The sequence below is a fragment of the Collinsella sp. HCP28S3_E9 genome (genome assembly GCF_052065455.1).
Lineage (GTDB): Bacteria > Actinomycetota > Coriobacteriia > Coriobacteriales > Coriobacteriaceae > Collinsella.
Genome location: NZ_JBQHTZ010000016.1, coordinates 34,994 through 45,167 on the forward strand (window position 1 = coordinate 34,994; position 10,174 = coordinate 45,167).

The 10,174-nt window shown below is 61.6% G+C and carries 10 protein-coding genes and 1 other RNA gene; 10 read left to right on the forward strand and 1 reads right to left on the reverse strand.

From position 1 onward, the window contains the following. Positions 1-4 precede the first annotated feature (4 nt). The 9 genes from mobB (at position 5) to ACTNA2_RS08100 (ending at position 8,911) form a co-directional block, all read left to right on the forward strand. Positions 5-1,306, forward strand: a complete 1,302-nt coding sequence (gene mobB / locus ACTNA2_RS08060) for a molybdopterin-guanine dinucleotide biosynthesis protein B (protein ID WP_441049155.1) — start codon at positions 5-7, stop codon at positions 1,304-1,306. 277 nt (positions 1,307-1,583) lie between these two features. Next, positions 1,584-2,870, forward strand: coding sequence for an MFS transporter (locus tag ACTNA2_RS08065; protein ID WP_441049157.1), 1,287 nt, complete (start codon positions 1,584-1,586; stop codon positions 2,868-2,870). Positions 2,871-3,163: 293 nt separating this feature from the next. Then, positions 3,164-3,475 carry an Asp-tRNA(Asn)/Glu-tRNA(Gln) amidotransferase subunit GatC gene (gene gatC / locus ACTNA2_RS08070; protein WP_035136890.1) on the forward strand — a complete coding sequence of 104 codons (312 nt, stop codon included), beginning with the start codon at positions 3,164-3,166 and terminating at the stop codon, positions 3,473-3,475. After that, positions 3,475-4,989 (forward strand): Asp-tRNA(Asn)/Glu-tRNA(Gln) amidotransferase subunit GatA, encoded by a 1,515-nt coding sequence (gene gatA / locus ACTNA2_RS08075; RefSeq protein ID WP_441049159.1) that lies wholly within the window; start codon positions 3,475-3,477, stop codon positions 4,987-4,989. The genes gatC and gatA overlap by 1 nt, the downstream gene beginning before the upstream one ends. Continuing rightward, positions 4,989-6,665 (forward strand): Asp-tRNA(Asn)/Glu-tRNA(Gln) amidotransferase subunit GatB, encoded by a 1,677-nt coding sequence (gene gatB, locus ACTNA2_RS08080; RefSeq protein ID WP_368139013.1) that lies wholly within the window; start codon positions 4,989-4,991, stop codon positions 6,663-6,665. Before gatA ends, gatB begins: the two co-directional genes overlap by 1 nt. An 812-nt stretch (positions 6,666-7,477) precedes the next feature. Further along, on the forward strand, positions 7,478-7,645 hold the full coding sequence (locus tag ACTNA2_RS08085) for a hypothetical protein (protein WP_441049162.1): 168 nt from the start codon (positions 7,478-7,480) through the stop codon (positions 7,643-7,645). Positions 7,646-7,681: 36 nt separating this feature from the next. Continuing rightward, the gene (locus ACTNA2_RS08090; protein ID WP_195838627.1) at positions 7,682-7,900 is read left to right on the forward strand and encodes a hypothetical protein; all 219 of its coding nucleotides are present in this window, start codon (positions 7,682-7,684) and stop codon (positions 7,898-7,900) included. A gap of 145 nt (positions 7,901-8,045) precedes the next feature. Then, positions 8,046-8,399, forward strand: a complete 354-nt coding sequence (locus tag ACTNA2_RS08095; protein WP_441049164.1) for a hypothetical protein — start codon at positions 8,046-8,048, stop codon at positions 8,397-8,399. Beyond that, positions 8,396-8,911, forward strand: a complete 516-nt coding sequence (locus tag ACTNA2_RS08100; protein WP_441049166.1) for a type II toxin-antitoxin system VapC family toxin — start codon at positions 8,396-8,398, stop codon at positions 8,909-8,911. Before ACTNA2_RS08095 ends, ACTNA2_RS08100 begins: the two co-directional genes overlap by 4 nt. A 59-nt stretch (positions 8,912-8,970) precedes the next feature. On the opposite strand, the gene ACTNA2_RS08105 is transcribed toward ACTNA2_RS08100, so the two are convergent. Further along, positions 8,971-9,405 (reverse strand): hypothetical protein, encoded by a 435-nt coding sequence (locus ACTNA2_RS08105; protein ID WP_154518567.1) that lies wholly within the window; start codon positions 9,403-9,405, stop codon positions 8,971-8,973. A gap of 239 nt (positions 9,406-9,644) precedes the next feature. On the opposite strand from ACTNA2_RS08105, the gene ssrA reads away from it, so the two are divergent. Beyond that, positions 9,645-10,008: a transfer-messenger RNA gene (gene ssrA, locus ACTNA2_RS08110) on the forward strand. Positions 10,009-10,174: the final 166 nt, after the last annotated feature.

Below are 10,174 nucleotides of genomic sequence, written 5' to 3' on the forward strand. Positions count from 1 at the left end.
TCATATGGCCAAGAGCAGGTACGCCGACGCCACCAAGGCCGCTCGCAGGGCCGCGATGTCTGCCCACAAAGCCACGGCCGCGGCGAATGCTGGCAACGCCGACGCGTCCGCGCAGCCGACTTCCAGCGCGGCCACCGAACCCGCCCGTGACGCACGTCGCAACGAGCTGACGCACGTGGACGCCAAGGGCGAGGTGCGCATGGTCGATGTGTCCGACAAGGCCGAGACCCATCGCATCGCCATCGCCGAGGGCACCATCCTCATGCATCCCGAGACACAGGCCATGGTACTGCAGGACCGCGCCAAAAAGGGCGACGTGCTTGCCTGCGCGCGCGTGGCGGGCATCATGGCCATCAAACGCACGAGCGACATCATTCCCATGTGCCATCCGTTGCTCATTACCAAGAGCAAGTGCGACATTGCGCCCATCGCTCCGGCGGGGACGCCGGCCGAGGATATGCCCGAGGGCTGGGCACCGGCGCGCGCGGACGGGCAGGTTGGCTTTCACGTACTGGTTACGGCCGGCGTGACGGGCAAGACGGGTATCGAGATGGAGGCCCTGACCGGCGCGAGTGCTGCGTGTCTAACGATCTATGACATGTGCAAGGCGGTTGATCGCGGTATGGAGATCGTCGACGTGCGCCTGTTGCACAAGGAGGGCGGCCGCTCGGGCGTGTGGGACCGCGCAGAGCGTCAGGCCGCTGCTGTTGAGGCCGTGGCCACTGACGGTGCCGCACCCGCGAGCTCACCCGTCGCCGTCGCGCCCGCAGCTCCGACACCGGCCGTCCCCGCGATCGCGTTTATCGGCTACCAAAACTCGGGCAAGACCACGCTCGTCGAGAAGGTTATCGCCGAGCTCACCCGTCGCGGCCTGCGCGTGGGTTCGCTCAAGCATCACGGGCACCACGGCTTTGATATCGACGTGCCCGCTAAGGATACCTGGCGCCATCACCAGGCCGGATCCAAGCACGTGGGCCTCATCTGCGCCACGCGCTGGGCGGAGTACGCCGACACGCGCGAGGGGGACGAGATGCCCGCGCGCGAGCTGCTGTCGCGTTACAACGATGTCGACGTGGTGATCATCGAGGGCTACAAGACCGAGGGTTTCGACAACATCGTGGTCGCGCGCTCCGGTGTCGACCGTCTGCGTGGCAAGAGCTCGCTCGACCTGGTCGACGGCCGCACGCTGGCCCTTGCCTGCAACGAAGCCCTGGCACGTCAGGCCTTCGACGCAGGCTTTGCGACCCGAGCCATCAACATCAACGACGCCCGCGCCATCTGCGACCTTATCCAAGACCACCTTTAAGGCTTGGCGCTGAACCTGCCAAAAAGGGACAGGTTTATTTTGGCAGGTTTTATCTGGGCAAACGTCATTTCCACCACAGAGGGGCCAGGCATCTTTGTGGTGGTTTTTGCTTTGGTAGATTTTTGTGACATGCCTTACAATCTACCAAGTAGTTCATGACGGGCGAAAAACGGAGAGAAGGGTCCTGATGCGTCCTTAATGTTTCATGCGGATAGATTGATTTGACAGACGGCGACGAATGTCCACCGCCCGTATTCGTATGAAACGAGGAGTCTCCGTGCTCGTATCTCTTCTCTCAAAACCTCGCCCTTCGTTGTCCGCGCAGGCTAAGCACCTGGTGGCAATGCGCTTCCTCATATATACCGGCTTTCAGACCAGCTACTTTATCGGTGTTATCGGAACACTCACCTATGCGGACGGCGCTTCGGTCGTTGCGACATCGCTGGCCGTCCTGTTTATGAACGTCTTCGTGATCCTGGGATCCTTTGCGGGTGGAGCGGCGCTTGACGCTTGGGGTCCGTGGCGGCATTTCCGGGCGAGTATCTTCGGCACGTTGGCAACCGGCGCGGCAATCCTCGCCTGTGGCAGCGCGACCGGAACAGTCCTTGCCGGCGCGGTGCTCCTGGGCTTTGTGATAGGATTCGCCCAGCCCGTCGCCACGTCCTATCCGGCGTATCTCACCGACGACCCCGTCGAGCTCAAAGACATCAACTCCGCCATCGCCATGCTCTCCAACGTGAGCATTATCGTCGGCCCCACACTGGGCGGCTTTGTCGCGGCGGCTGCATCGTCACACGCGGTGTTTTTGCTCATGATGATCTTTACCGTACTGGCGCTCGTCGCCGGTTGGGGCTTTAGGCCGCAAGCAGGTCGCGTCGCCGCGCGCGAAAGTGCTCCCGCGGATAGCAGCACAACGGCAAGTACTGCCAATCAAAGCTCCGACTCCAATAAATCCACCCGCGTCACCTTCGTGACCAGCATCAAGACAGTCTTTACCAACAGCGTCCTCGCCCTGCTGTTCTGCATTATTTTCCTTTCGAACTTTGGCTATGGCGCCTTCGATCCACTGGAGTCATTCTTCTACCGTGATGTTCTGCATGTCGGTGTCGAGTGGATGGGCTGGCTCTCGTCTGCCTGCGGCGTGGGCGCGGTGCTGGGCGCCGTGGTCGCGCTCCGCTTGCCGCCGCACCTGGTCAACCTTAAGACGCTGCTCGTGGCGCTTCTGTCCGTGGGCCTGGGAAGCCTGCTCTACGTGGGAACGCCGTACGTGGGCGTAGCTCTCGTCGGCCAGATTGCCCTGGGCGTGGCCTGGGGCGTCGTCAACCCGCTCCACAACACGATCGTGCAAACGACGGCCCCGCTCGAACAGCTCGGTCGCGTCAACTCGGTCATGGGCTTTGGCAACATGTTCGCCGGCGTGGCGCCGCTGGCGATTGCCCCGTGGCTGGCGGCGACGTTTGGCGTGCAGCAGACGCTCATCGGGGCGGGTATGGTCGTGACAGCGGTTCCCGCGGCACTGCTGCTGTTTGGACGCCGGCATTTGGATCGTGCCGCAAAGCAGTAAAAAACATCACAACATTCGATGAAAATCGCGATTTTGCCGAATAACGTCGAATGTTGTGATGGTTTGCGCCCCGGGTCATGCCATCCTGCGGATCCGGCCACCACAAAGGGGCCAGGCACCTTTGTGGCGGTTTTCGCTATGGACGGTGCGGTTTCGCTGCAGAACCGCCGGCCCGCCGCCTGCCAACCGCCGCCCTCGTTACGTTTTCGCTGCATTTGGGTAAAGCGCCTGCTCCAAGCCGGCGTTGCCTTGTATACTAGAGCGGTTTAACTGTTATGCGGAAGGGAGCGCCTATGGCACTCAGCGAGAAAGACGTGCGCGGTATCGCCGAGTACGCAAAGATCGCACTGACCGATGACGAGCTCGCCCAGATGACGTCCTACATGAACGATGCCGTCCAGATGCTCGAGCCCGTCTTGCAATATGACTTGCCCGACGTGGAGCCCACGTTCCATCCCATCGGAAGCCTGTCCAACGTGATGGGCGATGACCTGCGCGAGCCCGAGCGCGACCTGCCGCTCGACGTCGCGCTCGAAAACGCCGGCAGCGCGCGCGACCGCTACTTCCGCGTGCCGTCCATTTTGGGAGAGGGGGAGAGCGAGTAATGGCGCAGAGCTTCGATTCCCTTACCGCTGTCCAGATTGCCGCGGGTGTTGCCGCGGGCGACTTTACCGCTACCGAGGTGGCCCAGGCCTCCCTTGCCGCCATCGAGGCGCGCGAGGGCGGGGTCCAGGCATTCCTGCAGGTGGCGCCCGAGCTTGCGCTCGAGGCCGCCGCGCGCGTGGATGCCGATCGTGCCGCAGGCAAGCCGCTGCCCCCGCTCGCGGGCGTGCCGCTGGCCATCAAGGACAACATGAACCTTGTGGGCACGCGCACTACCTGCGCTTCCCGCATGCTCGAGAACTACGAGAGCGTCTACACCGCCACCTGCGTCCAGCGCATGCTCGATGCCGGCTGCCTGCCCATGGGCAAGGCCAACATGGACGAGTTTGCCTTTGGCAGCTCCACCGAGAGCTCGGCGTTCCACCGCACCAACAACCCCTGGGATACCGAGCGCGTGCCCGGCGGCTCCTCGGGCGGCTCCGCTGCCGCCGTCGCCGCGGGCGAGGTCGCGCTCTCGCTGGGCTCGGACACCGGCGGCTCCATTCGCCAGCCGGCGTCGCTGTGCGGCGTGGTGGGCTTTAAGCCCACATATGGCGCCGTGAGCCGTTACGGCGTGGTCGCCTTTGGCTCGTCGCTCGACCAGGTGGGCCCCTTCGGCCGCACGGTCGAGGATGTCGCGCTGGCCATGAACGCGCTTACCGGCGCGGGCCACGATCCGTACGACTGCACCAGCCAGGATTGCGCCGTCGATTTTACCGAGCATCTCAACGACAGCATCGAGGGTAAGCGCGTGGGTATCATCCCCGCGTTTATGGAGGCCGAGGGCCTGACGTCCGAGGTCAAGGCCGCTGTTCAGCGCGCCGCCCAGGAGCTGCAGAACCAGGGCGCCGAGCTGGTCGAGGTCGACCTGCCGCACCTGGATGCCGCCATCGCCGCCTACTACGTCATCGGCCCGGCCGAGGCGTTCTCCAACCTGGCCCGCTTCGACGGTATTCGCTACGGCTATCAGGAGGAGGGCTGCGCCAACCTGTCCGACCAGAGCTCGCTGTCGCGCGCCCACGGCTTTGGCGCCGAGGCCAAGCGCCGTCAGATGCTCGGCGCCTACCTGCTGAGCTCGGGCGTGTACGACAAGTATTACTACGCTGCGCAAAAGGCCCGCACGCTCATCACGCAGGACTACGACAGCGCGTATGCCAAGGTGGACACCATCCTCATGCCCGCCTCGCCGCGCACGGCCTTTAAGTTTGGCGAGATCAGCGACCCCACGCAGATGTACCTCTCCGACCTGTACACCATCTCGCTCAACATTTGCGGCAACGGTGGTATCTCGGTGCCGCTGGGCTTGGGCGAGGATACTCAGCTGCCCGTTTCTGCCCAGCTGGTGGGTCCGGCGTTTAAGGACCGTCAGCTGCTCACGTTTGCCCGCGCCCTGGAGCGCGGCTTTGCCGATGCCGCCACGGGTGCGCCCGCGCTTTCCGTCGCACCCGATTTTGCCGGGAAGGGAGGCGAGCTGTAATGAAGGAGCTTTCCGAGGTCCTGCAGGATTGGGAGGCCGTGATCGGCCTGGAGATTCATACCGAGCTCACCGCACTCGATACCAAGATGTTCTGCAACTGCAAGCTCAGCCACGATGACGAGCCCAACGCCAACGTGTGTCCGGTGTGCTTGGGCCTGCCCGGCGCCCTGCCGGTGCCCAACAAGCGCGCCATCGAGAGCATCGTTAAGGCCGGCCTCGCCACCAACTGCGAGATCCAGCGCCACTCGATGTTCTACCGCAAGCACTACTTCTATCCCGATATGGCCAAGAACTTCCAGACCACGCAGGGTCCGGTCGCCTTTGCCATGTACGGTCACCTGGACCTGGACGTGACTGGTCGCGGCGCTGCAGAGCGCCCCGATTGCGCGTTTGGCGAGGCCGAGGCCCAGAGCCTGGCGAGCGCCTCGGCCAACGCCGAGGGCCTGTCCACGTCCATGACGTCGACCATGCGCGAGGGCAATCAGCGTGCCGGCCATCTGGCCAGCTATGACGCGTCCAACCTGCAGATGCCCGAGCGTCGCGAGGACGGTTCCTACACGGTGCCCATCCGCATTCTTCGCATCCACATGGAGGAGGACGCTGCCAAGATGGTGCACGTGGGCGGTGCCGAGGGCCGCATTACCGCCGCGGCCGAGTCGCTTGTCGACTACAACCGCTGCGGCACGCCTTTGATCGAGCTCGTCACCGAGCCCGACTTGCGTACGCCTGAGGAGGCTCGCCTGTTTATGGAAAAGCTCCGTCGCATCTTTGTGACGCTGGGCATTTCGGACTGCTCCATGGAGAAGGGTTCTATGCGCTGCGACGGCAACGTGTCGCTGCGCCGTCGCGGCGAGACCAAGCTGGGCACCAAAACCGAGCTCAAGAACCTCAACTCGTTTAAGAGCCTGCACGACGGCCTTGCCTACGAGATTTGCCGCCAGGCCGAGGTGCTCGAGGAGGGCGGCATTATCTATCAGGAGACCCGCCACTGGGAGCCCAGCCGCAAGCGCACCGTGGTCATGCGTGTGAAGGAGACGGCCGACGACTATCGTCTGTTCCCCGACCCCGACTTGGCGCCGTTCGATCTGGACGACGAGTTCATCGATCGCTGCCGAGGTGAGATTCCCGAGCTGCCCGATGCCAAGCGCGCCCGTTTTGAGGCCGATTTTGGCATTAAGGCGGCCGATGCCGAGCAAATCGCCGGTGACCCGGAGTTTGCCGAGTTCTTTGAGGCCGCCGCTGCCGGTATGGCTGGCAAGGAGGCCCAGACGGTTGCAAACTTGCTGGTGAACGAGATGATCGCCTACCTTAAGGGCGCGGGCGTGTCGCTCGCCGAGTCCGGCATCGCGCCGGCTCAGGTGGCAGCGCTTGCCAAGCTGCTGGCGACCGATGCCATCAGCTCCAACCAGGCTCACGAGGTCTTTGAGGCCATGGCCCAGACCGGCGACGACCCCAACAAGATCGTCGACGAGCGCGGTATGCGTCAGGTGAGTGATGCCGGCGCGCTGCAGCCGATTGTGGACGAGGTGCTGGCAAACTGTGCCGAGCAGGCACAGCAGTATCGTGACGGCAACCAGAAGGTCATCGGCTTTTTGGTGGGCCAGTGCATGAAGGCGAGTCGCGGCAAGGGTAACCCAAAGCTCTTCAACGAGTTGCTGAGAACCTCGCTCTCGTAAGCGGGAACCGAGGGGCCGGGCGCAGGGCCTTGCCTCTCAATTTCGGACAGTCCTGACTCACGACGGAGGCGCCACTGGCGCCTCCTGTTCGTGCGGAACTCATTGAGAGGCAAGGCCCTGCGCCCGGCCCCTCGGTTCCGTGGCGACTCGGCCGTTCTGGTCAGTCGGGCTGAATGGAAATAGAGTGAATGGGCGCGCCGTTGGCGCGCCCATTGTTTTTGAAGGTAACTCATTTTGAGCAAGCGCCCGCCCTGCCGGGCTCCCGGGTTCCGTGGCGACTCAGCCGTTCAGGTCAGGCGGGGCTAAATGGAATTTGGTGAATGAGGGTGCCGTTGGCACCCTCATTTTTTTGTGGATGTGGCGCAGGGACGGTCCCTTGGTCACATTTTTGGGCTGTGGAAAGCGAAGCTTAATACTTTTCCCGAGAAGTGAACGACCTTATTTGGACCTCTGAAGCATCGACACTATTTGGACGCTGTTTCCTGCGGTTTTGCCGAGTTTTCCCTGCGGTTTTGTTACTAAAAAATGCGGATGCTTCAGGGGTCCGATTTTGCTCGTTCACTTCTCGGGAAAAGTATTAGACCTCGATTTGCTGGGACGGGGGAGAGTCTTTCTTGGATGCCGGAGATGTACGTTGCGGCAGACCGATTGTCGAAAGTCGGCCGGTCTGCACCCTAAGATTTCCAGAAAGTTAACCATTTTTGACCTTAATAGTTAGATAAATTATTTTCCAAAAGTGTGCTCTAGTAAACTTATTCACTCGGGTGCTGAGGCACCGTGCCGTGTCCAATGCGGCAAAAGGGAGAAGCAACATGAAGAAGCCGACGTTTAACACCCTGCTTGTCGGTGGCGGTTTTCTGCTTGGTACGGCTGGCATCAAGCTGCTCGCCAGCGCTCCGGTAAAGAATGCCTGCGTGCAGGGCATCGCGTGCGGCATACTGCCGTCGAGTACATCGTGGCGCACGGCATCACTTCGTTAATCGAAGGGCGTCGCGCCATCATCGGTTCCGCGCACTTTGACCGATACGGATCTTGCTGCGATCGTGCGCCTGCGCCGTATGAGCCAGGGCCTCGTTGATCGTCTGACGAGCTCCTACTCTAAGGTGATGCTCACCAACTCGGCGCTCTTGGCACTGGGCATTACCGGCGCGATTGCCTCGCAGGCATCGTCGCTGCTGCACAACGGCTCGACGATCGCCTACAGCCTGAGCAACGCGAAGGCTTACCTGCGTTAGCAGACGTGTTTGCCCACGTTATCTGGCCTGCGCCCAGACGGCATCGGTGTCGTCCGGGCGCAGGCCTTTTGCATTTGACCCCAATTGATAGCGTCTCTATATAGTGTTGCTATCGAGGATAGCAATTGAAGGGAGCGAGATCGACGTGGGTGCTGCTAGCGGCATGGCGCAGGTGAACGTTTGCGTGGATCGCCAGGTCAAGAACCGTGCCGAGGAGGCGCTGCGGCTTTCGGGCGGGTCACCGCCCGAGCTCATCAAAAAGGTGGTGGCCAAGGTAGCGCAGGGTGGCGGTTCGTGCGAAGAGGCGTTGTCGGCCGTTGACGACCAACCGCCTAGTGCTGGTGGCACCTCGCCGTTTGTCGCATCATGGGCGGCGGCGGATCAGCTTTACGCGGACCTGGGCATCGATACATCATCTGCGTCTGATGACCGCAGCTGGGACACAGTCTATCCCGAAGCCATGGATGAGCATTATCGCCAAAAGGGGATGATCCTGTGAGCGGAGGCCCCCTTAAGATCATGGTGGACGCCAACGTATGGGTCGATTCGTTTTGCGCCGAGCATACCGAGTCGCTTGCCGCGCGCGCGTTTATTGGGCAGGCGACGGAGACGGGGGCGTTGCTGTTTTTTCCGGTGCATATCGCCAAGGACGTGCTGTACGTTGTCCAACACGAGCCGAAGCGTAGCGTTCTTGCCGGCGGGGGAGCGCTCGACGAGGCATCTGTCCGTGCAATTGGCGATGCGGCGTTGGCGTTTGTTCGGAACGTGACCGAAAACGCCACGGCCGTGGGTGCAGATGCATCGGACCTTTGGCTGGCCGACAAATACTTAGCGCTCCATCGCGATTACGAGGACAACTTGGTACTCGCCGCGTGCAAGCGCGCGCAGATCGATTACTTGGTGACCAACAATCGCAAGCTGCTCGAACATGCCGATCTTGCAGCAAAGGCCCCGCGCCAAATGATGCCGATTCTAGCTTTGGCCGAACGTGGTGGCGCGGCTATCGGTTAGCGCGAACTGTTTGCGTGGCCTTCGGAACGTCGGTGCTCAGAAGGCCACGCATCCTTTAATTACAAAAGCGCTGCCTTGATGACGGGAGCTTCGGCGAGCTTCTCGGCGGCCTTTTCGTCGGAATCGTTTAGTGCTGCTAGACTGCGGTAGACCCACTCGTTGACCTGGGTGTTCTTGACGCCTGCGGTCTGCATAAGGGCGCCTACCTCGCGGATTGCTGCGAGCAGATCGGCTTTGGGACCTGCGAGCTCGACCTCGATGCCGTGGTAGGCGGCCACGCCGCGGTTCTCGCTCACGTGGTCGATAAAGCCCGCGACGGTCTCAAACTGCTGGGCGAGAGCTGCATCATCGTCAGCGTCCAGCGCGACGAGTGCGTTTGATACCGTGAGGGCGGGATGTCCGCAGGGGACAAAGCCTTCGATGACATCCATGGCTTCGGTAATGGTCGAGCCCAGGCCTGCGAGGGCATTGACGAGTTGCTGCTTGGTATCCATAACGGTCCTTTCGACGGGTCAATTTTGCTTGGGGAAAATATACGTGACGCGTTCAGTGGCAAAAATGCGAAGTATGGTGCACATTAGGGTCTTCACAGCTCGTGCATAGAGCAGCTGTCTGCCTTTAGAACGTGGTAAGATAGCTATCCACGAGCGGGGTTCACCCCGCGTGTTCCTTGAAAAGTCGACGGTTATCGGGTGTTTGCAGGCCCGATACCATCCAGACTTTCCCAACATTCGGGGGCGACTGGTTTCGACACGATAGCTCTGAGAGAGGAAGCAAGCCGAGGTCTCCTCGCCTCGTTAAACAGGGGTACCGTCAAATTGAATTGACAACAACTCTTCTTTTGAGCCTATGGCTCTCGCTGCTTAGTTTATAGCGGCGCGTCAACCCGGTGATTTCCCCGACACCGGCGCGACGTCATGTTAGGGGAATGCTCCCGCGCACGTAATCGGTATGGCGCGGGCTAAGACCGAACCGGTTGGGAAGCCGCGAGCGTGTCGCTGCGCGCAAAGCGTCCGAGACTAAACCAGCGACTGAGCTTGGAGATGCCAATCAGGGGGCTTTCGTGGACCGGAGTTCGATTCTCCGCGCCTCCACCAATAGCTACAGGCAGGTAGGTAAACGCACCTACCTGCTTTTTTATTACTTATAGATACCGCGGAGAATCGAACTCTATGCAGGGCGCGGGCGTAAAGAAAACGCGTAAGCGTTTTTAGCCCGCGGGCGAGGACGCCGGCAGGCGGCCGAAGCCGGTGCGGATTTGCG

Coding starts and splice junctions, on each gene's coding strand:
- mobB (WP_441049155.1), top strand. CDS start 5: ATGGCCAAGAGCAGGTACGCCGACGCCACCAAGGCCGCTCGCAGGGCC.
- gatC (WP_035136890.1), top strand. CDS start 3,164: ATGGCACTCAGCGAGAAAGACGTGCGCGGTATCGCCGAGTACGCAAAG.
- gatA (WP_441049159.1), top strand. CDS start 3,475: ATGGCGCAGAGCTTCGATTCCCTTACCGCTGTCCAGATTGCCGCGGGT.
- gatB (WP_368139013.1), top strand. CDS start 4,989: ATGAAGGAGCTTTCCGAGGTCCTGCAGGATTGGGAGGCCGTGATCGGC.
- ACTNA2_RS08085 (WP_441049162.1), top strand. CDS start 7,478: ATGAAGAAGCCGACGTTTAACACCCTGCTTGTCGGTGGCGGTTTTCTG.
- ACTNA2_RS08105 (WP_154518567.1), bottom strand. CDS start 9,405: ATGGATACCAAGCAGCAACTCGTCAATGCCCTCGCAGGCCTGGGCTCG.